Source organism: Streptomyces sp. NPDC127098 (assembly GCF_042722465.1).
GTDB classification, from domain to species: domain Bacteria; phylum Actinomycetota; class Actinomycetes; order Streptomycetales; family Streptomycetaceae; genus Streptomyces; species Streptomyces millisiae.
On sequence record NZ_JBHXFJ010000001.1, the window covers coordinates 44977 to 68720 of the forward strand.

At 75.0% G+C, this 23744-nt stretch carries 23 protein-coding genes; 12 read left to right on the plus strand and 11 right to left on the minus strand.

Features of this window, described 5'->3' with window-relative positions; genetic code table 11:
• Positions 1–144: 144 nt before the first annotated feature.
• Complete coding sequence (locus ACFWI8_RS00215) at positions 145–1176, minus strand: LLM class flavin-dependent oxidoreductase (RefSeq protein ID WP_387083851.1); 1032 nt, start codon at positions 1174–1176, stop codon at positions 145–147.
• A gap of 202 nt (positions 1177–1378) precedes the next feature.
• On the opposite strand from ACFWI8_RS00215, the gene ACFWI8_RS00220 reads away from it, so the two are divergent.
• On the plus strand, positions 1379–2479 hold the full coding sequence (locus ACFWI8_RS00220; RefSeq protein ID WP_387083853.1) for a substrate-binding domain-containing protein: 1101 nt from the start codon (positions 1379–1381) through the stop codon (positions 2477–2479).
• Between the two features lie 91 nt (positions 2480–2570).
• Positions 2571–3578 carry a hydroxyacid dehydrogenase gene (locus ACFWI8_RS00225; protein ID WP_387083855.1) on the plus strand — a complete coding sequence of 336 codons (1008 nt, stop codon included), beginning with the start codon at positions 2571–2573 and terminating at the stop codon, positions 3576–3578.
• 17 nt (positions 3579–3595) lie between these two features.
• Here the strand turns inward: ACFWI8_RS00225 and ACFWI8_RS00230 are convergent, their stop codons facing one another.
• The gene (locus ACFWI8_RS00230) at positions 3596–4495 is read right to left on the minus strand and encodes a helix-turn-helix transcriptional regulator (RefSeq protein ID WP_387083857.1); all 900 of its coding nucleotides are present in this window, start codon (positions 4493–4495) and stop codon (positions 3596–3598) included.
• A gap of 193 nt (positions 4496–4688) precedes the next feature.
• Here ACFWI8_RS00230 and ACFWI8_RS00235 point away from each other — a divergent pair, with 193 nt between their 5' ends.
• The gene (locus tag ACFWI8_RS00235) at positions 4689–5609 is read left to right on the plus strand and encodes a DUF5829 family protein (protein WP_387084289.1); all 921 of its coding nucleotides are present in this window, start codon (positions 4689–4691) and stop codon (positions 5607–5609) included.
• Positions 5610–5654: 45 nt separating this feature from the next.
• Here the strand turns inward: ACFWI8_RS00235 and ACFWI8_RS00240 are convergent, their stop codons facing one another.
• Positions 5655–6662, minus strand: a complete 1008-nt coding sequence (locus ACFWI8_RS00240) for a DUF6745 domain-containing protein (protein ID WP_387083858.1) — start codon at positions 6660–6662, stop codon at positions 5655–5657.
• 28 nt (positions 6663–6690) lie between these two features.
• Positions 6691–7017, minus strand: coding sequence for a hypothetical protein (locus tag ACFWI8_RS00245; RefSeq protein WP_387083860.1), 327 nt, complete (start codon positions 7015–7017; stop codon positions 6691–6693).
• Between the two features lie 151 nt (positions 7018–7168).
• On the opposite strand from ACFWI8_RS00245, the gene ACFWI8_RS00250 reads away from it, so the two are divergent.
• The 6 genes from ACFWI8_RS00250 to ACFWI8_RS00275 all read left to right on the plus strand — a co-directional run bounded on the left by ACFWI8_RS00250 (position 7169) and on the right by ACFWI8_RS00275 (position 13057).
• Entirely contained in the window at positions 7169–8137 is a 969-nt protein-coding gene (locus ACFWI8_RS00250; protein ID WP_387083862.1) for an STM4015 family protein, read from the plus strand.
• The gene (locus tag ACFWI8_RS00255; RefSeq protein WP_387083863.1) at positions 8118–9254 is read left to right on the plus strand and encodes an STM4014 family protein; all 1137 of its coding nucleotides are present in this window, start codon (positions 8118–8120) and stop codon (positions 9252–9254) included. Before ACFWI8_RS00250 ends, ACFWI8_RS00255 begins: the two co-directional genes overlap by 20 nt.
• Before the next feature lie 40 nt (positions 9255–9294).
• Complete coding sequence (locus ACFWI8_RS00260; protein WP_387084291.1) at positions 9295–10101, plus strand: STM4013/SEN3800 family hydrolase; 807 nt, start codon at positions 9295–9297, stop codon at positions 10099–10101.
• Positions 10098–11438, plus strand: a complete 1341-nt coding sequence (locus ACFWI8_RS00265) for an STM4012 family radical SAM protein (protein WP_387083865.1) — start codon at positions 10098–10100, stop codon at positions 11436–11438. The genes ACFWI8_RS00260 and ACFWI8_RS00265 overlap by 4 nt, the downstream gene beginning before the upstream one ends.
• Positions 11439–11449: 11 nt before the next feature.
• Complete coding sequence (locus ACFWI8_RS00270) at positions 11450–12367, plus strand: STM4011 family radical SAM protein (protein WP_387083867.1); 918 nt, start codon at positions 11450–11452, stop codon at positions 12365–12367.
• Between the two features lie 117 nt (positions 12368–12484).
• A complete protein-coding gene (locus tag ACFWI8_RS00275; RefSeq protein WP_387083868.1) occupies positions 12485–13057 on the plus strand; it encodes a hypothetical protein in 573 nt (190 codons plus the stop codon).
• On the opposite strand, the gene ACFWI8_RS00280 is transcribed toward ACFWI8_RS00275, so the two are convergent.
• Positions 13051–13830, minus strand: coding sequence for an IclR family transcriptional regulator (locus ACFWI8_RS00280; protein WP_387083869.1), 780 nt, complete (start codon positions 13828–13830; stop codon positions 13051–13053). The two genes, ACFWI8_RS00275 and ACFWI8_RS00280, sit on opposite strands and share 7 nt — an antisense overlap.
• Before the next feature lie 102 nt (positions 13831–13932).
• Here ACFWI8_RS00280 and ACFWI8_RS00285 point away from each other — a divergent pair, with 102 nt between their 5' ends.
• The 3 genes from ACFWI8_RS00285 to ACFWI8_RS00295 are packed head-to-tail and all read left to right on the plus strand — an operon-like array spanning position 13933 to position 16555.
• Entirely contained in the window at positions 13933–15096 is a 1164-nt protein-coding gene (locus ACFWI8_RS00285; RefSeq protein WP_387083871.1) for a cupin domain-containing protein, read from the plus strand.
• Positions 15093–15926 (plus strand): fumarylacetoacetate hydrolase family protein, encoded by an 834-nt coding sequence (locus ACFWI8_RS00290; protein ID WP_387083873.1) that lies wholly within the window; start codon positions 15093–15095, stop codon positions 15924–15926. Before ACFWI8_RS00285 ends, ACFWI8_RS00290 begins: the two co-directional genes overlap by 4 nt.
• Positions 15926–16555, plus strand: a complete 630-nt coding sequence (locus ACFWI8_RS00295; RefSeq protein ID WP_387083875.1) for a maleylpyruvate isomerase family mycothiol-dependent enzyme — start codon at positions 15926–15928, stop codon at positions 16553–16555. The genes ACFWI8_RS00290 and ACFWI8_RS00295 overlap by 1 nt, the downstream gene beginning before the upstream one ends.
• Before the next feature lie 4 nt (positions 16556–16559).
• Here ACFWI8_RS00295 and ACFWI8_RS00300 read toward each other — a convergent pair whose 3' ends face one another.
• From ACFWI8_RS00300 to ACFWI8_RS00325, 6 genes are read right to left on the minus strand one after another with little or no spacing between them, the layout of a single operon-like run.
• On the minus strand, positions 16560–17522 hold the full coding sequence (locus ACFWI8_RS00300; protein ID WP_387083876.1) for a formylglycine-generating enzyme family protein: 963 nt from the start codon (positions 17520–17522) through the stop codon (positions 16560–16562).
• 11 nt (positions 17523–17533) lie between these two features.
• Positions 17534–19066 carry a sulfatase gene (locus ACFWI8_RS00305; RefSeq protein ID WP_387083878.1) on the minus strand — a complete coding sequence of 511 codons (1533 nt, stop codon included), beginning with the start codon at positions 19064–19066 and terminating at the stop codon, positions 17534–17536.
• Positions 19067–19097: 31 nt separating this feature from the next.
• Positions 19098–19382, minus strand: coding sequence for a DUF202 domain-containing protein (locus ACFWI8_RS00310; protein WP_387083880.1), 285 nt, complete (start codon positions 19380–19382; stop codon positions 19098–19100).
• A gap of 17 nt (positions 19383–19399) precedes the next feature.
• The gene (locus ACFWI8_RS00315) at positions 19400–19777 is read right to left on the minus strand and encodes a YidH family protein (protein WP_387083882.1); all 378 of its coding nucleotides are present in this window, start codon (positions 19775–19777) and stop codon (positions 19400–19402) included.
• Positions 19774–21231, minus strand: a complete 1458-nt coding sequence (locus ACFWI8_RS00320) for a sulfatase-like hydrolase/transferase (protein WP_387083884.1) — start codon at positions 21229–21231, stop codon at positions 19774–19776. The genes ACFWI8_RS00315 and ACFWI8_RS00320 overlap by 4 nt, the downstream gene beginning before the upstream one ends.
• Positions 21228–23705, minus strand: coding sequence for a glycoside hydrolase family 3 protein (locus tag ACFWI8_RS00325; RefSeq protein WP_387083886.1), 2478 nt, complete (start codon positions 23703–23705; stop codon positions 21228–21230). Before ACFWI8_RS00325 ends, ACFWI8_RS00320 begins: the two co-directional genes overlap by 4 nt.
• Positions 23706–23744: the final 39 nt, after the last annotated feature.

Below are 23744 nucleotides of genomic sequence, written 5' to 3' on the forward strand. Positions count from 1 at the left end.
GTGGCGTGGGCGGGCCGTCGGCCGGCCGCCGTCGCTCGAACGCTCATCGGTCGCACTCCGCTCGGACGTGTGGTCTGGGACGCGGGGGGACGTTAGGCCGCCGGGCGCGGGCCCGTCCAGCGGTTTTCCCGGACCGGGGACGGGTCAGGACGGGTCCGGGTGCCAGCCGAGCAGGGGGCCGAGGTGGGTGGCGATGTCGGTGAGGATCTGGACGTAGTCCTCGGGCGCGAAGCTGAAGGGGAGCGCGAAGGCGACCTCGTCGACCTCGCGGAACGCGGCGTGCGCGTGGAGCCGTTCGGCGATGTCGGCCGAGGTGCCGACGAGGTCGGGTGCGAACAGCAGGCGGGCGGGGCCCTGCGGCTCGGCCGTCCTGGGCAGCCTGGCGGCGGCGTACGCCTCGTACTTCGCGCGCTGTGCCCGGGTGGCCGAGTCGGTGGGGACGACGACCAGGCCGTGCGAGACACGGGCGCGGTCGCCGTCGGGGTGGTGGGCGCGGAAGGCCCTGATGTGGGAGAGCTGGATCTCGGCGAAGTCCGCCGGGGCATCGGGGTCCTCGGCCTTGACCACGCTGCTGGTCAGCAGGTTCATGCGGTGCTCGCCGGCCCAGCGGGCCGAGCGCAGGCTGCCGGCGCCGTACCACATGCGGTCGGCGAGCCCGGGGGCGTGCGGCTGGACGCGGTCGGAGAACGCCTCGAACCCCTCGGTGCCGCTGAAGCCGGTCGCGGGCTCGCCGCGCACGAACGACAGCAGCCGGCGGACGCGCTCGTGGCTGAAGTCCTCGGCGTCACCGGTGTCCGGGTAGAGCGCCGCCCTGACCTCCTCGTACCGCATCGGCGGGCCGACGCTGACGCCCGGGTTGAGGCGGCCGCCGGAGAGGATGTCGACGGTCGCCAGGTCCTCGGCGAGCCGCAGCGGGTTCTCCCAGCCGAGCGGGGTGACGGCGGTGCCGAGGTGGATGCGCCGGGTCCGCTGGGAGGCGGCGGCGAGCACGGCGACCGGTGAGGAGATGCCGTACTGGAGGTGGCGGTGCCTGACCCAGGCGCTGTCGAAGCCGAGCCGCTCGCCGAGCTCGATGAGGCTGAGCGTCGCCTCGTGGCCGGCGCGTGGCGCGGCCTCGTCGAACAGGCCGATGGTGAGGAAGCCCAGCCTGCGCAGCGGCCTCGGGGTGGTTGGCACGACGGCACCTCCCTCGTCGCGGGCGGTCCCCGCTCCTGACTGGCGATTCTCGCAGGAACCCGGGGCGCACGGGATGAGCCGGCCGGCCGAGTGAGACCGATCAGGGGCGCTCACCATCGACCATCATGCTGCACCGTGGCTCGTGGGGGCGGGGCACTAGGATGTGCCGGGGTCGCCGACGGGGAGGAACACGGGGAGAGAGATGGCCGAGTTGCTGGTCGCGCAGCGGCACGAACTGCTGCTACGGGAGTTGGAGGCCGCCGGCGGTCTCAAGGTCTCCGAGCTCGTGACGCGGCTCGGCGTCTCCGGCGCCACCATCCGACGCGACCTGGCCGACCTGGAGGCCGAGGGCCGGGTGACCAGGGTGCGCGGCGGCGCCATGCTGGCGATGCCGACGCCGGCCGCCGACGTCCCCGCGGCGCCCGCGCCGGTGCCCGCCGCGCCGACCAGGGCGCTCGGGCTGCTCGTCCCCTCCGCCACCTACTACTACCCGCGGGTGGTCGCGGGCGTCCGGGCGGCGGCCGCCGAGCGCGGGGCGCGGATCATCATCGGCCTCACGGACTACGCGCGGCCCGACGACCTGACGCAGATCGAGGAGCTGCGCGCGGCCGGCGCCGCCGGGCTGCTGGTGACCTCGGCCGGCGGGCCGCTCGTCCCCGAGTCGACGCTGGAGCGGCTCCGGGAGTGCGGGCTGCCCTTCGTGCTGCTGGAGCGGCAGCCGCAGGACCGGTACGGGCCCTACGAGTTCGTCGCCTCGGACCACCGGCAGGGCGCGGTCGCCGCGGTGCGGCACCTGGCGGAGCTCGGCCACGAGCGGGTGGCCCTGTTCACCAACGGCAGCCCCACCGCGGCCCAGATCCGCCAGGGGTACGCGGCGGCGGTCGAGCTGCTGGGGCTCGACCCGGCGGCCCCGGTGCAGGACAGCGGCCAGCCGTCGCCCGGCGCCGCGGAGGCCGCCGAGCGCCACGACCGGATCGTCGAGGCGTGCCTGGCCGGCGGGGTGCGGGCGGCGCTCGTGCACTCCGACCACGACGCGATCGAGCTGATGCGGCGGCTGCGCGGCCGGGGGCTGCGCACGCCGGACGACCTGGCGCTGATCGCGTACGACGACGAGATCGCCGCGCTGGCCGACGTGCCGCTGACGGCGGTGGCCCCGGCCAAGCACGAGCTCGGGGAGCTGGCGGCGCGGCTGCTGCTCGACCGGCTCGACGCGGAGGAGCCGCCGGCGGTCCGTCAGATGACGCTGCAGCCCCGGTTGATCGTCCGGTCGTCCTGCGGGGCCGTGCCCACGCCCGAGCCCTGAGCGTTCACTGCGCATCCTGAGCAGTTGTTGCCAATCATGAGCACTCTGGCGCAGACTGGTGATCGTCTGCCCCTATGAGGTGTTTCCCAGGATGCCCCAGCGCCCCTCCGCCCTGTTCGCCCTCAACGACCGCAACCTCCCGCTGCTGTTCCCGCCCGCCACGCTGGCGCGGCTGACGGAGCTCGTCGACATCGATCCCGCCCTCACCGTCACGGACTTCGGCGACCCGGCCCTCGGCGAACGGCTGGCCGGGACCGAGTTCCTGATCACCGGCTGGGGCTGCCCGATCGTCACCCCGACCGTGCTCGACGGACTCCCCCGGCTGCGCGGGGTCCTGCACACGGCCGGCACCGTGAAGGCGCTGCTGGATCCCGAGGTGTGGCGACGCGGCGTCGCCGTGTCGACCGCCGCCGCGGCCAACGCCCTGCCGGTCGCCGAGTACACGCTGGGCGTGATCCTGCTGCTCGGCAAGGACGTCCTGGGCCTGCACGACGAGTACCGCGCCGCCCGCGCCTTCCCACCGGGCCTCACCCACCGGGACGTCGGGAACGTGGGGCGCCGCGTCGGGATCATCGGCGCCTCCAGGATCGGCCGGCGGGTGATCGAACTGCTGCGCCCCTTCGACTTCGAGGTGCTGCTCCACGACCCCTATGTGACCGCGGCCGAGGCCCGGGCGCTCGGGGTGCGGGCCGTCGACCTCGACGTGCTGCTCGCGAGCAGCACGATCGTGTCGGTGCACGCGCCGGCCACCCCGGAGACCCGGCACCTGCTCGACGCCGCCCGGCTGGCGCTGCTGCCGGACGGCGCGGCGCTGGTGAACACCGCGCGCGGCAGCCTGGTGGACACCGAGGCGCTGACGAAGGAACTGGTCACGGGGCGGATCAGGGCGGTGCTCGACGTCACGGAGCCGGAGCCGCTGCCCGCCGAGTCGCCGCTGTTCCGGCTGCCCAACGTCCTGCTCACCCCGCACGTCGCCGGCTCGCTCGGCAACGAGCTGTCGCGGCTGGGCCGCACCGCCGTGGACGAGCTGGAGCGGCTGCTGGCCGGGCGACCGCTGGCATACGGCGTCCAGCTGGCCGAGCTCGCGCGCACCGCCTAGGGTCGGCCGCCGCCCCGTCAGCCGCGCCGCTCGGCCCGGGGCTCGGCGGCCGGGCGGGACGCGGTCAGGTCGAGCAGCAGCATCGCGTCGTGGTCGGGCGTCGCGGGCTCGGCCAGGTACACGTTGAGCCGCTGGCCCGGGGTGCCCTCCAGGTCCATGCCCTGGTAGCCGAGCGTGAGCGTGCCGACCACGGGGTGGTGGAAGGTCTTCCGCGTGTGGGCGCGGCCCCGGACGTCGTACCGCTCCCACAGACGCGCGAACTCCTCGCTCTTCAACAGGAGTTCGCCGACGAGCTGGGTCAGGTCCGGGGCGTCGGGGTCGGTGCCGGCCAGCGCGCGCAGTCGGGCGACGCAGCCGCGGACCTGGTCGTCCCAGTCGTCGAAGATCTCGCGCCCGGTGGGGTGGAGGAAGAGGTAGCGGGCGATGTTCCGCTGCTTGGCCGGCCAGTCGTCGATGCCGGCGAACAGCGCGAGCCCTCCGGGGTTGGCGGCGAGCAGGTCGAGGCTGCGGCTGGCCACGTACGCGGGGTTCGGACGCAGCGTCTCCAACAGCAGCTTCAGATGCGGGCGCACCGTGCGGCCGGGCGGGGCCGGAGGCTCGGGGGCGTACCTGGCGGCCTGGGCGGCCAGCGTGCGCAGGTGTGCGTGCTCGTCCTCGTCGAGGAGCAGGGCGCGGGCGAGCGCGTCGACGACGCTGGGGCTTGGCCGGGTCTCCCTGCCCCGCTCCAGGCGGACGTAGTAGTCGATGCTGATCCCGGCCAGCGTGGCCAGCTCCTCGCGGCGCAGCCCGGGCGTGCGACGCAGCCCCGGGCCGAGGGTCAGCCCGGCCTCCCCCGGGGTGAGCTGGGTGCGACGGGCGCGCAGGAAACGCCCGAGCTCGGTGCCGCTCCCGCCGCTCTGCTGCTGATCAGGTGCCATGCGTCCAGGGTGCTGGGTCGCCGACCTGGAAGGAAGCCGGGTGGGTGGCCGTGTCGCACCCCCTCAGCGCCCCTCGCTCCCCCGCGGACGTACGCCGGACGGGCCCGGGCCGGCACGGGATTTCCTGGGCGAACTTTTGCAAACGCGATCTTCACCGGGTGATCAACACGGCCCTAGGATCGCGCGCATGTTGATGAGCCGTACGTTACGAGCCGCCCTCGGCCTCGCCGTGACCGCCACCGTCGTCCTCACCGGGACGGCGGGTGCCGCGGAGAGCCGGTCGTCCTCCGCCGACGAGCAACTGCTGTTCTACAACCACGCCTACGCGGTGGTCGACCGGGAGACCGCCGACGCCATCGAGGACTCGGAGTACCTGCGGGAGTTCGCCAACTTCGAGGTCCGCACCACCACCGGCGGCGACTTCAGCTGGACGGGCCGCTACCTGATGGGCCACGAGACGTACCTGGAGTTCTTCGGCGAGGGCGATCTGCCGGGGCAGGACGCCGAGTTCGGCTCCTCGGGGCTCGGGATCTCGCCCGAGGACGCCGGCGACCTGGACATCGTCGCGCGGAACCTGGTGGACCAGGGCATCGAGCCCGCCGAGGGCCTCCAGACCCGCGACTTCGGCGACGGCGTGCGGGTGCCGTGGTTCGAGTACCTGCGGGCCACCGGCGAACAGTACGAGGCCTTCGACCCCTGGGCGATGGAGTACCGCGGCGAGTACTTCGCCGACCCGCGCTCCAACACGGGTCCCGAGAGCCACCCGGGCGACGTGAGCCGGGAGCGCTACCTGTCCGACGACTACCAGAACCACCTGATGCGCGACGTCACCGCCATCCACCTGGGGGTTCCGGAGCGCGACCTCGCCACCACCGTCCCGCTGCTCGAGGCCGGCGGGTACGACGTCCGGACCACCGACAGCGGCGTCGTGGTGGACGACGGCACCACCACGATCCGGCTGGACGCCGTGCCGCGCGCAGAGGCGGGCCTGCGCAGCATCCAGATGAGGCTCAACGGGCCGGTGCTCGACCAGCACGTGGAGCAGATCGGCCGGTCGACGCTGTACGTAGGCCCGCGCGACCGCGCCGTGTGGACCTTCGAAGCGCCCGAGTGACCGGACCCCGGCCGGGGGCGGTGCCGCTCCCGGCCGGGCCACCGCTCACGTCTGCCGCAGCGGCGCGTACCCCTCGGCGCCCAGGCCGAACGTCCAGGCCACGCCCTCGCGGGCGGTCCTCGTGCGGGGCGGTACCCGCAGCCAGTAGGTGCGGCTCGTGCCGTCGGGCTCCGGGGTGGAGTTGACGACCTCCACCATCGCCACGTCCTCGTCCCCGCTGAGGGCGATGCGCCAGAGCACCCCCGTCTCGTCACGGTGCACCGGCTTCGCGCCGGACTCCGAGAGGTAGCGGTCGTAGCCGTAGTGCTCCAGCATCACCCGCCGCAGCTCCGCGTTCTCCTCGTCGCGGATCCTGGCCGGCGTCAACGAGCCGAGCTGGTCGAGGAACTCGCCGGGGACGGGCAGCCCGCGCCAGGCGTGCAGCGCGAACCCGTCCGCGTAGGCGAGCGCGGGACCTTCGCCCCGGTCGAGGCGGCCGGCCTCGTCGCGGTGCAGCTCGGTCGGCCGCTCGCTGATCACCGCGAGCTCCGCGTAGGGCCACCACCAGCCGGCGGTGCGGGCCACCTGGGCCAGGCCGGCCACCTCGGAGTCCTCGCCGGTGTCGAAGGCGCTGAGCCAGGCCGCCTCGTGCTGGCCGAGGACCGCGTCGAGCAGCAGCACCCTGATCCGGGGCTCGTCCGCCGGGCCCGTGGCCAGCGCCTCGACGATCCCGGCCCGGATCCGGTCGACGAGTGGGGCGGTGGTCTCCCACAGGTCGGCGCCCGTCGCCCGCCAGTGCTCGCTCCAGCCGGTCGGCCCGAGACGGGTGCGCAGCCGCTCCCGCGCGGCGGCGATGGGCCGGTCGCGGACCGCGGTCCGCACGCTCGGCCCGGTGGGCCGCGTCTCCGCGGCGAGCAGCCGCGCCGCCTCCAGCGGCGAGCGGGCCCACCGGATCCGCTCGGGCTCCCTCAGGCCCGCCCGCCGGTAGGCGAGGCGGACCCCCGCCTCGGCCGCGCTCCGCTCGCCAGCCCCGGTGGCCGCCGCCACCGACCGCCAGGTCGTCCGCTGTGTCATTCCGATCCTCCTCGCTTCCGGTCCGGTCTCAGTCGGCGACGACACGCACCGAACCCGGCACGTACTCGCGCTGCCTGACGACCCGGTACCAGCCCTTGGGCAGGGGGATCGCCGCGTGCTCCTCGTGGACCACCCGGGCGCCGTCCGGCACGTGCAGCAGCATCGGCCCGAACGCGCCGCCCTCCCTGACCAGCCGCCCCGGGCCCACCACCGCGTGCGCGTGCCCGGTGACCTCGCCCAGCGCGAGGACGAGCCGGCCCCGCCCGTCGCGCGGCTCCGACGCGGCGTCACGCGCCTCCCCGGGGACCGCGTCCTCGGCCAACGGCACGATCAGGACGTCTCCTTGCCGGTACATGGGTCTCCCTCCCGTCGGGCGCCCGGTGGCGCCACGACTCCGGACTGTAGGAGGGGGCACTGACAACTCGCCCCGCGTGACCGCGTTGTCGGTGGTGCTTGGTAGAACTCCCGTGACCGTCCGGTGAAACGACGAGAAGGAGCGGGCGCGCATGACCATCGGGAACCATCTGCCGGACTTCCACGGCCTGCCCGTCTTCGACTTTCCCGACTCCGTGAAGGGCGAGGGGGACGCCACCGGGCTGCCGGCCCCCGAGTCGGTGGCCTGGCGGGTCGCGGTCGAGGCCTACGAGAGCCAGGAGGAGTGGGAGGACGCCTTCGCCCGGTTCCTCGCCGCCGTCGACACCACGAGGGTGCGCGCGCTGGTGGTGGGCGCCTGGAGCGACGTGTACGACACGGGCCCCGAGGCGGTGATCGAGGCGATCGTGGCGGCGCGGGACCGACTGCCCGCGCTGCGCGGGTTGTTCCTCGCGGACATCACCTTCGAGGAGTCGGAGATCTCCTGGATCACCCAGGGCACGGTGACCCCGCTGCTCGACGCCTTCCCTGAGCTGGAGGAGTTCGCGGTGCGCGGCGGCAACCAGCTGGAGTTCCCGGCGACCCGCCACGAGCGGCTGCGCCGGCTGACGATCGAGACCGGCGGGATGCCGGTCGGGGTGGTGCGCGGCGTGGCGGCCAGCGACCTGCCGGCGCTGACCCACCTCGACCTGTGGCTCGGCACCTCCGACTACGGCGGCGACGCCGAGGTGGGCGACCTGGCGCCGATCCTGGCCGGCACCAGGCTGCCCGCGCTGACCCACCTGGCGCTGCGCAACAGCGAGATACAGGACGACATCTGCGCCGCGCTGGCCTCGGCCCCCGTGGTGGCCGGGCTCGAAGCCCTCGACGTGTCGATGGGGGTGCTCACCGACGACGGCGCGGCCGCACTGCTGACCGGCCAGCCGCTCACCCACCTCAGGACGCTCGACATGCACCACAACTACCTGAGCGAGGCGATGCGCACCCGGCTGCGTGAGTCCCTGGAGCCGGCCGGGGTGAGCCTGGACCTGAGCGACGACGGCGCGAGCTCCACGGACGACGGGAACGGCGACGTCTGGCGCTATGTCGCGGTGGGTGAGTAGCGCGGCGCCGCCGGCTGACCCGCGCCGGTGGGCGGTCGTCGGCAACGGGGAGAACCGGCGCGTCGGCCTGTTCACCGCCGCCGCCCGGGCCGCCGGCCTGCCGGCGCCGCGCGTCGTCGAGTGGCGTGACGTGCTGCGCGACGGCGGCCACGACTTCGCCGAAGACGAGGTCGTGCGGCTCGACTCGCCCGGCGAGAACGCCGAGGTCGACCGGCTGCTGCGCGACGTCGACGAGCCGACCCGGGTGGAGGGCTCCGCCACCTGGTACGCCCGGTTCCTCACCGCGGTCGGGTCGCTGCGCGGCGGGGTCCGGCTGGACGATCCGGCCGACCTGGCCGTGCTGTTCGACAAGCGGCGCTGTCACGCCCGGCTGGCGGCGGCCGGCGTGCCGGTGCCGCCCTCGCCCACCTCGGGCGGGGCGTGGCCGGTGCGCGGCTGGGACGACGTGCGGGCGGCGATGCGGGAGCACCGCATGCCGCGCGTCTTCGTCAAGCCCGCGCACGGCTCGTCCGGGTCCGGGATCCTGGCCGTCGAGGCCGGCGCCGGCCGGCTGCACGCCACCACGCCGGTCGAGGTGGCGCCCGGCGGCCGGCTCCACAACTCGCTGCGGGTGCGCCGTCTCACCGACGAGCGGACGGTCGCCGGCATCGTCGACGCGCTGGCGCCGGACGGGCTGCACGTCGAGCGGTGGCTGCCGAAGGCCGCGCTGGCCGGCAGGTCGGCCGACCTGCGGGTCCTGGTGGTGGCGGGCCGGGCCACCCACGCCGTGGTGCGCGTCAGCCGCTTCCCGCTGACCAACCTGCACCTCGGCGGCGCCAGGGGCGATCTGGCGGCGGCCATGGCAGCGGCCGGCGACCGGTGGGCCGAGGCGCTGGAGATCTGCGAGCGGGCCGCCGCGTGCTTCCCCGGCACGCTGTGCGTCGGCGTCGACCTGCTGCCGGCGATCGGCTGGCGCCGCTTCGCCGTCGGCGAGGTGAACGCGTTCGGCGACCTGCTGCCCGGGCTGCGGGGGCTGCCGGGCGGCGGGGCCGAGGAGCTGGACACGTACGCGGCGCAGCTCGCGGCCGTGCGCGGCGGCTGGCCGCCGCGACCGAGGAGGGACCGTGACCCACACTGACCCGGCTGACCCGAACGTGAACCTGGACATGAACCCGGACATGAACGAGGTGGTGGGTCGCGACGACGTGCTGCTGCTCACCCTCGACACCCTCCGCTACGACGTGGCCGTGGAGCTGGCCGCCACCGGGCGGCTGCCGAACCTGACCGCCAGGCTGCCCGGCGGCACCTGGGAGAAGCGGCACGCGCCCGGCAGCTTCACCTACGCCTCGCACCAGGCGATCTTCGCCGGCTTCCTGCCGACCCCCGCCGCGCCAGGCCGGCACCCGCGGCTCTTCGCCGCCCGGTTCGCCGGCAGCGAGACGACCGAGGAGCGCACCTTCGTCTTCGACGCGCCCGACCTGGTCTCGGCGCTGGCCGGGCGCGGCTACCACACGGCGTGCGTCGGCGGCGTCGGCTTCTTCAACAAGCGGGGGGCGCTGGGCGGCGTCCTGCCCGGGCTGTTCCACGAGAGCCACTGGGAGCCCGAGTTCTCCGTCGCCTCGCCGACCTCCTTCGAGGCCCAGGTGGCGCGCGTGGAACGGATCGTCTCCGCGCTGCCCGCCGACCGGCGGCTCTTCCTCTTCCTCAACGTCTCGGCGCTGCACCAGCCCAACTGGTTCCACCTGCCGGGCGCGACGCGGGAGGCCGGCGACAGCCTGGCCACGCACGCCGCCGCGCTGGAGTACGTCGACCGCCACATCCCGCGTCTCTTCGCCGCGATGAGCGCGCGGCGCCGCTGCTTCGCCATCGTCTGCTCCGACCACGGCACCGCCTACGGGGACGACGGGTACACCGGGCACCGCCTCGGCCACGAGGCCGTGTGGACCGTCCCCTACCGCCACTTCTTCCTGGAGCCGTCCGCATGACCACCGCCGTTCGCCCGCCCCGGCCCTACCAGCACTACGTCTACGCCTATCCGCACAAGACCGCCTACCGGCGGCTGCCGGACCGGCCGCTCCTCGCCGACCTGTGGGCCGGCGAGTCCCGGCGCGCCCTGTCGCTCTACGCGCACATCCCGTTCTGCGAGGTCCGCTGCGGCTTCTGCAACCTGTTCACCCGGGTCGGCGCGCCCGAGGGGCTCACCGGCCGCTATCTCGACGCGCTCGAACGGCAGGCGGTGGCGGTCCGTGCGGCGCTGGGCGACGCGGAGCCGGTGCGGTTCGCCAACGCCGCGTTCGGCGGCGGCACGCCGACCTTCCTGACGGCCGCCGAGCTGGCGCGGCTGTGCGACATCGCCGAGCTGCGGATGGGCGCCGACCTGCGGGCGATCCCGCTGTCGGTGGAGGCGTCCCCGGCCACGGCGACGGCCGACCGGCTCGCCGTCCTGGCCGAGCGGGGCGCGACCCGGCTGAGCCTGGGGGTGCAGAGCTTCGTCGAGGAGGAGGCGCGGGCGGCCGTGCGGCCGCAGCGCCGCGCCGACGTGGAGGCCGCGCTCGCCCGGATCAGGGAGGCCGGCATACCGGTGCTCAACATCGACCTGATCTACGGCATCGACGGGCAGACGGCGGCCAGTTGGCGGCACTCGCTGGACGCGGCGCTGGCCTGGCGCCCCGAGGAGCTCTACCTCTACCCGCTCTATGTGCGCCCGCTGACGGGCCTCGGCCGGCACGCCGACCCGGAGGCGGCCGACCGCGCCTGGGACGAGGCGCGGCTCGCCCGCTACCGCGAGGGTCGCGACCACCTGCTGGCCAGCGGCTACGAGCAGCTGTCGATGCGGATGTTCCGGCGGGCCGACGCGCCCCCGCAGGGCCCGGACGACTACGCCTGCCAGACCGACGGCATGATCGGGCTCGGCTGCGGCGCCCGGTCCTACACCTCCACGCTGCACTACTCGTTCGACTACGCGGTCGGCGCGCGGGAGGTCAGGGGCATCATCGACGCCTACGCCGCCACCGAGGAGTTCGACCGCGCCCTGCACGGCCGGGCCGTCGACGAGGACGAGGCGCGGCGCCGGCACCTGCTGCAGTCCCTGCTGCAGGCCCGGGGCCTGGCGGTGGCCGAGTACCGGCTGCGGTTCGGCTCCACCCCGCACGAGGACTTCCCCGCCGAGCTGGAGACGCTGGCCGCCCACGGCTGGCTGGCGGACGCGGGTCCCGAGCTGCTGCGTCTCTCGCCGGAGGGCCTGGCCCACTCCGACGCCGTGGGGCCCGAGCTCTTCTCGCCCGCCGTGCGGGCGGCGATGGCCGCCTACCAGCCGAGGTGACCGCGCCCGCCATGGACCTGACGATCCTGTACCGGGGGCCGCTCGCCTCCTGCGACTACGACTGTCCCTACTGCCCGTTCGCGAAGCGCCGGGACACCCCGGCGCAGCTCCGCGCCGACCGGGCGGCGCTCGACCGGTTCACGGACTGGGCGCGGGCCGACCGGGAGGACCGGCTCTCGCTGCTCTTCACGCCGTGGGGCGAGGGTCTGGTGCGCTCCTGGTACCGCGCGGCGCTGGTCGACCTCTCGCACCAGGCCCACGTCGACCGGGTGGCCATCCAGACCAACCTCAGCTGCCGCGTCGACTGGCTCGCCGACGCCGACCTGGACACGGTGGCGCTGTGGTGCACCTACCACCCGGGGCAGACGCCGGCCGAGCGTTTCCTCGCCAAGACCCGGCGGCTGGCCGAGCTCGGGGTGCGGTTCAGCGTCGGCGTGGTCGGCCTGCCCGAGCACCTGCCGCACGCCGGGCGGCTGCGCGCCGAGCTGCCCGAGCACGTCTACCTGTGGGTCAACGCGGCCGAGGGGCACCGCTACACGGACCAGGAGGCGGCGCGGTGGACCGCGCTCGACCCGCTCTTCCCCTACAGCCGGCACCCGCACCGGTCGGCGGGCCGCCCGTGCCGCACCGGTTCGACGGTGGTCTCCGTCGACGGCGACGGCACGGTGCGGCGCTGTCACTTCGTCAGGGACGAGCTCGGCAACCTCTACGACGGCTCCTTCCGCGCGGCGCTCGCCCCGCGACCGTGCCCGCTGGCGGTCTGCGACTGCCACATCGGCTACGTGCACCTGGAGACGCTGCCGCTGTACGACGTCTTCGCCGGCGGCGTCCTGGAGCGGATACCGGCGGCGCCGCGGCCCGCGCCCGGATCGACCGGACCGCCCGTGACGCTTTCCTTGCTCCCCGGGACCGATCCCGCCAACCGCTGAACGGCGAACGAGCGTCCGCGGCCCGGGATCGACCGGACGCACCGCTCCCCCACCGCCGCCCTCCCCGCTGGGGCATGCTCGGCGGGACACGGCACGCGGACCGGGAGGCGGAGAGTCGTGGGGTGGTACAGCGAGGAGTTCGGCGCGTCGCACGAGGGCACGGTGCGGGCCGTCCTGGCGGACGGCGGCGAGCCGAAGCCGGTCTACTTCGACGTGGTCAGCGGCAGTCACGTGCCGGCGGTCAGCGACTGGTGGATCTACGACGGCACCTGCGGGGCGCCCCGCGCCGCCGGCCTGCGCGGCTCCTGCTCGTGCGGCTGGCGGGGCGCCCGGCACCAGCCGATCGACTGGGCGGCCACACCCGACCTCCGCGACGTGGACACCGACCCCCTCTACGAGGACTGGGCCCGCCACATCGCGGAGGTCGACGCCAGGTCGGTGCCGCTGCCGCTCGGACTCGAGGGGCTGCTCGGCCAGTTGGACGAGCAGCTGGAGCTCCTGGCCAACGACGCGCCACTGGCCGCGCTCCGGGCGGTGGCGCTGCTGGAGGGCGTCGCCCGGCGCGTCGGCGGCGACGCGGCCGAGGCCACGCTGACCGACCAGGTGCCGTGGGAGACCGTGGGCCAGGCCCTCGGCATGACGGCGGACGAGGCCCGCGCCCACCTCCGCCGCTACCGCCCCCGCTACTGACCCGGGCCCGGCCCGGGCTCCCCCGCGAGCGCGGCGGAGATGGCGCGGGACGCGGTGGTCAGCGCCGCGACGACCTCCTTCAGCCGGCGCGGCGAGTGCCGCACGCTCGGCATGGAGACCGCCACCGCCGCCACCGGGTCGCCGTCGGGGCCGGTCACGCCCCGCCCCACGGCGACGACGCCGCGCTCCGAGCGCTCCAGGTTGAGGGCCACCCCGCTCCGCCGCACCGCGCGCAGTTCGGCGCGCAGCTTCACCAGGTCCGGGCGTTCCTCGGGGCCGCCCTCGGGGACGGGCGCGTACAGCGCGGAGAGCTCGTCGTCGCCGAGGGCCGCCAGCATGACCAGGCCGCCGGTCACCTGGTGCGCCGGGAAGACCATGCCCTCGCGCCCGCCGACCCGCAGCGCCCGGGAGCACTCGACCGAGGCGATGAACCGCACGGTCCTGCCGGTGCGGACGCTGAGGTTCGCGGTCTCGTCGAGCACGTCGACGAGCGTCCGCATCGGGCCGAGGGCGGCGGCCCTGAGCGCCGCGACGTCCGATCTGGTCCGGGCGGCGAGTTCGAGGACGGGACCGACGCGGTAACTGCGGTCGGCGTTCTGCGCCGCGAAGTCCCGGTACACGAGGGTGGAGAGCAGGCGGTGGGCGGTGGAGCGGGCCACGCCGAGGCGCTCCGCGGCCTCGGAGACCGTGAGCGGGCCCTCGACCTGGAGGATCACCGCGAGTCGCAGCGCGTGGTCCACGCTGGTGACGCCGTACGCCGGCGGGTGCTTCATGGGCCTGGCCAGGACGACCTCCCACCGCTCGTGGTCGGACAGCTTGTTCCGCTGGACAGAATCTTCTGTTCCTGAGAAAGGTACGCGACGCACGGTTCCGTCATGAGCGATCGAGACCGGAACGTCGTCTCCCCCGTCACGCTGACCGCCGACGACGGGCCAGGGCAGCCACCGGTGACTCCGGAGTTGGAGGACCTCTACCGGGGCTTCGAGCAGGCCCTGCTGGTGCCGTTGTGGACCAGGATCGGCGACCTGATGCCCGAGCGGCCCAGGTCGAGGGCGCGGCCGCACCGGTGGGAGTGGCGGACGCTGCTCGACCTCGCCGGCCGGTCGGGGGACCTCGTTCCCGTCGGCCGCGGCGGGGAACGGCGCGCGATAGCGCTGGCCAACCCGGGCCTGGGCGGCAGGCCGTACGCCACGCCCACGCTCTGGGCCGCCATCCAGTACCTGATGCCGGGCGAGGACGCGCCCGAGCACCGGCACACCCAGAACGCCTTCCGGTTCGTCGTCGAGGGCGAGGGCGTGTGGACCGTGGTGGAGCGCGATCCGGTGCCGATGCGCCGCGGTGACTTCCTGCCGCAGGCGGGCATGAGCTGGCACGCCCACCACAACGCCGCCGACCGGCCGATGGCCTGGATCGACGGCCTCGACATCCCCTTCCAGTACGACGTCGAGGCGCAGTTCTTCGACTTCGGCCGCGACGAGCTGCCCGCGCGGGAGCGCACGACGCCCGAGCGCTCCCGATCCGAGCGGCTGTGGGGGCATCCGGGGCTGGTGCCGGTCTCGCAGGTGGCGCGCGCGGCGCCCGGCGCCGGCAGCCCGCTGCTGCGCTACCGCTGGGAGGACACCGACGCCGCCCTGAGCGACCAGCTGGAGCTGGAGCGCGAGGGCCGTCCCGGCACCGTCGAGCCGGGCCACGCGCTGGTGCGCTACGCCGACCCCGCCACGGGAGGGGACGTCCTGCCGACCGTCCGCGCGCAGTTCCACCGGATCCGCAGCGGCGCGGAGACCGCTCCCCGGCGCGAGACCGGGTCGTCCGTCTACCAGGTGTTCGACGGCAGCGGCCGGGTGACCGTGGGCGACGCCTCGTGGTCGGTCCGGCGCGGCGACCTGTTCGTGGTGCCGTCCTGGGCGCCGCTGTCGATCCGGTCCGAGGCGTCCCCCTCCGACTCCGACTCCGGCGCGCTCGATCTCTTCCAGTTCGGCGACGCGCCCGTGCTCACCAAGCTCAACCTGTTCCGCACCCACGTCGAGGAGAACGCGTGAAGCTCGCAACCATCCGGCTCGGCCACCGCACCGCCGCGGTGCGCGTCGAAGGCGACCAGCTGGTCGACCTCGGCCTGCCCGACGTGGGCGCCGTCCTGGCCTCCCCCGGCGGGCTCACGGCGGCGGCAAGCGCCGAAGGGCCGCTCCTCCCGGCCGCCGACGCGGTCCTCGCCACGCTCGTGCCGAACCCCAGCAAGGTGGTGTGCGTGGGCCTCAACTACCAGAAGCACATCCGGGAGATGGGCCGCGACCTGCCCGAGTACCCCACCCTCTTCTGCAAGTTCGCCGACACCCTGATCGGCGCGCACGACGACATCCGGCGCCCGGCGGAGACCGAGGCGTTCGACTGGGAGGCCGAGTTGGCGGTCGTCGTCGGGCGTGAGGTCAGGCGCGCCGACGAGGCGACGGCCGAGGCGGCCATCGCGGGCTTCACCGTGCTCAACGACATCACCTGCCGCGACTGGCAGTTCCGCACCCGCGAGTGGTTGCAGGGCAAGAACTGGGACTCCACCACCCCGGTCGGGCCCTGGCTCGTCACCGCCGACGAGGCGGGCGGCCCGCGCCCCGCGCTCGACATCCGCTGCGAGGTCAACGGCCGGGAGACGCAGCGGGACAACACCGGTGACCTGCTGTTCGACCCCGTCGACCTGGTCCGCTACGTCTCGACCATGGTGCGGCTGAACCCCGGCGACATCATCGCCACCGGCACCCCCGGCGGGGTCGGCCACGCCCGCAGGCCGCCCGTCTACCTCAGGGACGGCGACGTCGTGGTCACCGAGATCGCCGGGATCGGCCGGCTGGAGAACACCGTCCGCGCCGAGGACGCCTGATGCGCACGCTGGAGGAGACGCTCGCCTGGGTCGCCGAGGGCACCGCGCTGTGCCGGCGGGCCATGGCTGGCCTCGACGAGACCTCGCTGCTCCCCGGCTGGACACGCGGGCACGTCGTCGCGCACCTGGCCGGCAACGCCGAGGCCCTCGGCAATCTCGTGCGCTGGGCGCGCACCGGCGAACGCACCCCCATGTACGGCTCCCCGGCGGAACGCGACACGGCCATCGAGGCGGGTGCCCGGCTGCCCGCCGACCGGCTCGCCACGTGGTTCGACGAGTCGGCGCGGGCGCTGGCCGACGCGATGGCCCACCTGACCGCCGACCAGTGGCGGTCGGAGGTGACCACCGCCCAGGGCCGGACCGTGCCGGCCGTCGAGATCCCCTGGCTGCGGGCCAGGGAGGTGCTGGTGCACGCCGTCGACCTCGGCACCGGCGTGCGCTTCGCCGACCTGCCCGAGCCGTTCCTCGCCGAACTCCGCGCGGACATCCTCGCCAGGCGCGGCCCGGCCAACGTCCCCGGCGTGCACGGCGACCCCGCGGAGGTCACGGCCTACCTCGCCGGCCGCCCCCACACGGGCGTGACGACCACCGACGGCGCCGTGGCCGAGCCGCTGCCGCCCTGGCTGTGACCCGCTAGCGCGGCGTGACGTCGCGGGCGCAGCGGAAGCCGGTGTTGCCGCCCGAGCTGTCGGGGCTGTTGCCGGTGCGGGCGGCGACCCGGTAGCGGTTGCAGTAGGAGTCGTGGCACAGGTACGAGCCGCCGCGCATGACCCGGTTCTGGCCCTCCGGCGGCCCGGCCGGGTTGTCGCGCGGCCCCGTCCGGTGGAAGTCCACGCTCCAGCGGTCGGCGACCCACTCCCACACGTTGCCCGCCACGTTGTGGAGGCCGAAGCCGTTGGGCGGGAAGGCGTCGACCGGGGCGGTGCCCGGGTAGCCGTCCTCGGCGGTGTTCCGGGTCGGGAAGCGGCCCTGCCAGATGTTGCAGCGGTGCTCGCCGCCGGGGGTGAGCTCGTCGCCCCAGGGGTAGCGCCGCCGCTCCAGTCCGCCGCGCGCCGCGTACTCCCACTCGGCCTCGGTGGGGAGCCGCGAGCCGTCCCAGCGGCAGAACTCCTGGGCGTCGTGCCAGGTGACGTGGACGACGGGGTGGTCCCACCGGTCGGCGAGGCCGCTGCCGGGACCCTCGGGCTCGGCCCAGTACGCGCCGCTCACCCCGCACCACCACGGGGTCGACTCGGGGCGGGGCGAGACGCGGCGCAGTTCCCCGGGGAGGAAGCTGGCGAACACGTAGGACCAGCCGAAGCGCTCCGCCTCGGTGCGGTAGCCGGTGGCGTCGACGAAGGCGGCGAAGCGGGCGTTGGTGACGCAGTGCGCGTCGATCGCGAAGGGGCGGACGGTCACCTCGCGCACCGGTCCCTCGCCGTCGCCGCGGTTGGCGTCGGGGGCGTCGCCGCCCATCAGGAAGGCCCCGCCGGGCAGCGTGACCGGGCGGCCGTCCGAGGGAGGAGCCGGGGTGGCCGGGACGACCGGGGTCGCGAGCGGGAGCGTCTGGTGGCCGGAACCCCGGGAACGGGCGGGGCCGCAGCAGGACGAGGACATGTGCTTCTCCGTTACGCCTTCCCGCCCGCGAGCCGGACGTCGGGGATGTGTGGCGCGTGCCAGGACACCCGGGTGGCCCCGCCCAGCGGCGTCAGCCGCTCCTCCAGGTCGTCGGCCAGGTGGGCGCGGCCGGTGTCCCGCAGGTGTCGAGCGTACTGCCCCGGGTCGTTGTAGTAGGTGGGGCCGGTCTGCAGGGTCGTCTGCATCGGGTCGGGCAGCGCGCCGGGCCCGCCGGCGTAGCGGTTCCACCACTCGGCGAGGTGGCCGCGCATCCGGTCGGCGAGTTCCGGCTCCTCGGCCAGCAGGTCGCGGGTGAGGTGCGGGTCGTTGGTGACGTCGAAGAGCGACTCCCACTCGGCGCGGAAGGAGCCCGGGTGGTAGGTGCGGATGTAGAGGTGGTCGCGGGTGCGGACGGCCCGCTGGTAGGTGTGGGCGCCGTGGCCGAGCACCAGGTAGGGCCGGGAGACGAGGGGCTCGCCGCGCAGCGCGGGCGCGAAGGACTCGCCCTGCCAGCCGCCGGGCGTCGGGATGCCGAGCAGTTCGCAGAGGGTGGGCGCGAGGTCGATGTTGTAGAGCAGGGCGTCGCAGTGGCGGGCCGAGTCGGGCAGGTCGTCTGTCACGCCGGGCCAGTGGACGACGAGCGGCACCCGGTGGGTCGGCTCGTTGGCCAGGCCGTGCTCGGCGTAGGAGCCCTGCTCGCCGAGGGACTCGCCGTGGTCGGCGCTGACGATGATCGCGGTGTCCTCGGCGATGCCGAGCTCCTCCAGGGTGTCGAGGAGATGACCGAAGTGGTGGTCCCAGTACATGATGGCGCCGTCGAAGCCGTTGACCAGGTGTTCGAAGTCGGCGCGGGTGCGGATCTCCTCGGGCATGGCGTGCGGCACGGGCGAGGGGCGGGGGCCGCGGAAGTAGTGGAGGTCGCGGGCGGTGCGCGGGCCGTAGACCTCGGCGTGCCCGTCGATGGCCGCCTGGTCGGGCCAGGCGGGCGCGGGGCCCGACTCGGCGGCGCGGCGCACCCACTCGGGGCCTATCTGGTAGTCGGTGTGCGGCTCCCAGTAGGTGAGGTGCAGGTACCAGTCGTCCTGGTCGGCGTGGCGGCGGATCCAGTCGAGGGCGACGGCGTTGATCTCGTGCGCCTCCTCGTCGTTGATCTTGCCGGTGGCGCGGATGGACTCGCGGAAGTTGCCGTGGAAGAAGTAGGCGCGGTGCCGCTCGGCGAACATCGACACGGCGGCGGTGTACCAGCCGTGGTCCTGGAGGCGCTGGCCGAGCAGCGGGCGGTCGGGGTCGGGTCGGTGTCCCGAGTCGAGGCGGAAGCGGGCCGCCTCGCCGAAGTGGCCGACGACGCCGTTGGTGATGCCGAACTGGCCGCTGGTGAGGGCGGTCCTGGAGGGCAGGCAGGGCGAGTCGGAGCAGTAGTAGCGGTCGAAGGTGACGCCCCGGTCGGCGAGGCGCTGGAGGTTGGGCGTGGTGGGCCGCTGGTAGCCGTAGGGCTGGGTGTGGTCGGCGCGGAGGGTGTCCACGTCGACGTAGATGACGCGCATCGGAGTCTCCCGGGGTGACGGTGGGGCGGGGTCAGGTGGTCAGGAGTTGGAGGGTCGCCAGCGAGCCGCCGAGGCCGGTGACCCAGGCCGTGGCGAGCAGCCTGCGGCGGGCCGCGCGGGTGCCGGGGCAGGGTGTTCCGGGGGCGCCGACCAGGGCGGCGGCCACGGTCAGGCACACGGCGGCGGCGAGGTGCGGCGGGGCGTCGGCGGTGAGGCCGCCGCGCAGCAGCAGCGCGGCGACGACGAGCGCGGACAGCGCCGTGCGCTGCCGGGCGAGCGCGGTGCGTTCCGGTTGCAGGCCCGGATCGCGCGGCACCGGACCATGCGGGGCAGTCACCGGGCCGCCAGCACGATCAGCAGCACGGCGAGGCCGGCCAGCGACATGCCCCAGCTCACCAGCAGCGGCAGCCGGGTCATGGGCAGCGGCCTGCTGTGCCGCATGGCGTGCTGCACCCGCAGCCACCGGCGGTAGGAGCAGGCGCACAGCACCGTGCCGGTCAGCGCGAGCAGGGCGCCGAGCGCCACGCCGGTCGCCCGGTTCAGGTACGGCTGGACGAACTGGGCGACGGCGACGGCGCCGGCGAGCAGCGCGAGGCCGGTCCTGATCCAGGCGAGGAAGGTGCGCTCGTTGGCGAGCGAGAACCGGTAGTCGGGCTCCTCGCCCTCCTCGTACCAGGGGGTGGCCCTGGGGGTGGTGCGGTCGCGGGTCATGCGGGTCCGGCGGGTGCGGGCAGGTCGACCGGCGGGAAGCGGGGGTCGTGGGAGGCCGGGATGACGTCGGCGGTCTCGACCTGCCAGCGCAGCAGGGCGTCGGCCATCCGGCGTTCGACGTCGGCGTGCTCGGGGCGTCCGGCCAGGTTGACCGCCTCGCCGGGGTCCGTGGCGCGGTGGTAGAGCTCGGCGGGCTCGTAGAGCCGCCACACGTAGGTCCACTCGCGGTCGCGCACGGCGACGGCCTTGCCGACGAGTTCGGGGTGGTCGTGCTGCAGCTGCCCCTTGAGGTCGTAGGGGTAGCCGGGCCGTTCCAGCTGGGGCTCCTCCTCGACGGTGAAGCCGCCCTCGGTGAACGCGTACCGGCGGTGCTCGCGTTCCGGGTCGCGCAGCACCGGCAGCAGGCTGCGGCCGTAGTGCCGGTGGGGGGCTTCGACGCCGGCGAGTTCGAGCACGGTGGGCAGCACGTCGACCAGCTCGACCACGCCGTCGTACCGCTGCCCGGCGGGCAGGCCGCCGCCGCTGATGATGAGCGGGTCGCGGGTGACGCAGGCGTCCATGGCCGAGGGCCACTTCTCGATCAGCCCGAAGTCGCCGAGGTACTCGCCGTGGTCGGCGAAGAAGAGGGTGACGGTGCGGTCGGCCTGCCCGGAGGCGGCGACGGCGTCCTGGACGCGGCCGACGTGGTGGTCGAGGCGGGAGACCATGCCGTGGTAGACGGCGGCCACCTCCCGCCACATCTCCGGGGTGAGCCGGTCGAGTCCGTAGCCGCGGCGGATCGCCTGCTTGAAGCCGGGTTCGTGGCCGGCCTCGGGCCCGGCGGGGGCGGGCAGCGGGTCGGGCACCGCGTCGCGGTCGTGCAGTGAGTACCAGGGTTCCTCGGCCTGGAAGGGGCAGTGCGGGGCGAACAGCGGGACGAAGACCACCCAGGGGCGGTCGGGCGGTTCGGCAAGACGTCGCTCGACGGTCCGGACGGCGGCCTCGTCGTGGTCGGTGAGGCCGTCGGGCTCCAGCCGGCCGCGGTAGAAGGCGCGGGCCCAGGTGTCGGACGGGTAGTCCTTGACGAACTGCCGACGGGTGGGCGGCTCGCTGTGCCCGTACTCGTGGGCGCTGAGCTCGGTGACGCCGGGGGCGAAGGTGTCGCCGCGGGTGCCGGCCCAGGTGACGTGGTAGCCGGCGTCCTTGAGGATCCGCAGCAGGTTGGGCTCGTCGGCCTGGAGGAGGTGGGTGAGCGTGCGGTGGCCGCGGACGTGCGGGTACCAGCCGGTGAGGAACGAGGCGCGGCTCGGCGAGCAGACCGGGTGCTGGACGTACGCCTGCCCGAAGACGGTGCCGTTGTCGGCCAGGGCGTCCAGGTGCGGGGTGTGTGCCCGGTCGTTGCCGAACCGGCCGAGCGCGTCGGCGCGCAGCTGGTCGGGCACGATGATGACGAAGTTGGGCCGGTCGGCGGTCATGACAGGTGGACCTCCCGGGAGAGCGGCAGCGCGTCGCTCGCGGTGCCGGCGTGTGCGGTGAACGCGCCCGGCTCGTGGGCCCAGCCGGCGCCGTCCCAGTGGGCGAAGGCGCGGCCCGGGATCGCCACCGGGACGTCCGCGGTGGCGCCGGGTTCGAGGTGGACGGCGGCGAAGCCGGCGAGCCAGCGGGCGGGCCGGTCGAGGGCGCTGTGCTGGCGGGAGAGGTAGAGCTGGACCACCTGCTTGCCGGCGCGTGGGCCGATGTTGGTGACGCGGACAGTGGCGGTCACCTCCTCGCCGGCGCGGAGCCGGTCGGGCAGCGTGAGCCCGTCGAGGCGCCATTCGGTGTAGCCGAGCCCGTGGCCGAAGGCGTAGGCGGGCGCGCGGCCGGCGCGGAGCCAGGCGCGGTAGCCGATGTGCGGGCCCTCGGCGTAGTCGAGCCGGTGGTCGTCCTTCGGGCGGGTGTCGATGACCGGGACGTCGGCCTGTTCGGCGGGCCAGGTGGTGGGCAGCCGGCCGCCGGGCTCCCGGACGCCGAGCAGCAGGTCGGCGAGCGCGGCGCCGAACTCCTGGCCCGGGAACCAGGTGAGCAGCACGGCGGCCACCTCGTCGCGCCACGGCATCAGCACGGGCCCGCCGGCGTTGACGACCACCACGGTGCGCGGGTTGGCGGCGGCGACGGCGTGCACCAGGTCGTCCTGGCGGCCCGGCAGGGCGAGGGTCTCGCGGTCCCGGCCCTCGGTCTCGGCCCGGTCGGTGGTGCCCACGACGACCACGGCGACGTCGGCGCCGCGGGCCGTCTCGGCGGCCCGGGCGATGGCGGCGTCCGGGTCGGCGAGCCGGGGCAGCAGCCCGAAGGTCAGCGACACCGAGCCGGTGCGGCTGTTCCGGGAGGTGAGGTCGTGGACGACGCGCAGCTCGACCTCGCGGCCGGCCTCCAGCGTGGTCTCGCCGGAGGCGGTGGGCGGCACGAAGAGGCCGGCGCCGAGCCCGTCGTGGTGGCCGAACTCGGCCCGCACGACGGGCTGGCCGTCGACGTACAGGGTGGCGCGGCCGACGCTGGCGACCGCCAGCCTGGTCGGGCCGCCCTCCGCGGGCCGGTAGCGGGTGGTCAGCTCAAGGGTGTGGGCGCCGGCCGAGCCGCCGCCGAACCAGAGCAGGTCGGTGGCCCGCCGGTCCTCGACGCGCACCTCCCCGCCGTCGGCGTCGAGGAACCGGGCGCGCACGCCCGGCTCGCCGGTGGCGGGGTTGGTGAGCGCGTGGAGCGGCAGCGGCACGGGGGCGTCGCTGATCACGGCGCCGACGTCGTAGGCGAGGCGAGCCTCCGGCAGCGCGGCCCGCAGCCCGTCGAGCGGGGTGACGAGGGCGGTGGGGATCACCGTGGCGCTGCCGCCGCCCTGGGTGCGGGGGGTCGCGGCGGCCTGGCCGCTGACCGCGAGCGAGCCGATGTCCCGCGCGTGCCAAGGCAGTTCGCGGCCGTGGTTGCGCAGCAGGACGGTGCCGGCGGCGGCCGCCTCGCGGGCGAAGTCGGCGGGCGGCGTGGGCGGCGCCGGGGCGCGCTCCGCACCGCTGTCGGCCAGCGCGCCGACCCGGGCGGCGAGCCGCAGCAGGCGGACCACCTTGGCGTCGATCGCGGCCTCGGGGACGCGGCCCTCCCGGACGGCGGCCACCAGCCTCGCGCCCCAGGGCCCGTCGGGTCCCGGCATGGCCAGGTCCTGGCGGGCCCGGGCGCTGGCCTCGGTGCTGCGCACGGCTGCCCAGTCGGAGACGACGACGCCGTCGAAGCCCCACTCGTCGTCCAGCGGGCTGCGCAGCAGCTCGTTCTCGGTCATGGTGGCGCCGTTGACCGCGTTGTAGGCGGACATCACTCCCCAGGCGCCGCCCTCGACGACGGCGGCCTCGAAGGGGGCCAGGTACAGCTCACGCAGGGTGCGTTCGTCGACGCGGACGTCGACCGTGTAGCGGTCGGTCTCCGAGTCGTTGGCGACGTAGTGCTTGGGCACGGCGGCGACCCCGTACCGTTGCAGGCCGCGCACGAAGCCGACGGCGAGGGCCCCGGAGAGCGCCGGGTCCTCGGCGAAGCACTCGAAGTGCCGGCCGCCCAGCGGGCTCCGGTGCAGGTTGATGGTGGGCCCGAGGACCACGTGCACGCCCCTGGCCCTGGCCTCGTGGGCCAGGACCGCGCCGTACCGGCCGGCGAACCCGGGGTCCCAGGTGGCGGCGAGCGAGGTCGCGGACGGCAGGTTGAGCGAGGGCTGCCGCTCGTCCCAGAGCTCGCCGCGCACCCCCGAAGGACCGTCGGAGAGCAGCATCGAGGCGAGGCCGACGGCGGGTTCCGCGGCGGTGCGCCAGAAGCTGCCGCCGGTGAGCAGCCGGACCTTACGCTCCAGGGAGAGCGTGGCGACCAGCCGCGCCTCCCGTGAGTCGTCCGTGCCGCCGGCCGGTTGCCGCACGTCGGGGCTTGACTGGGTCATCGGGTTCCTTGTCGCTTTCCTGGGCCCGGGTGCGGGCCG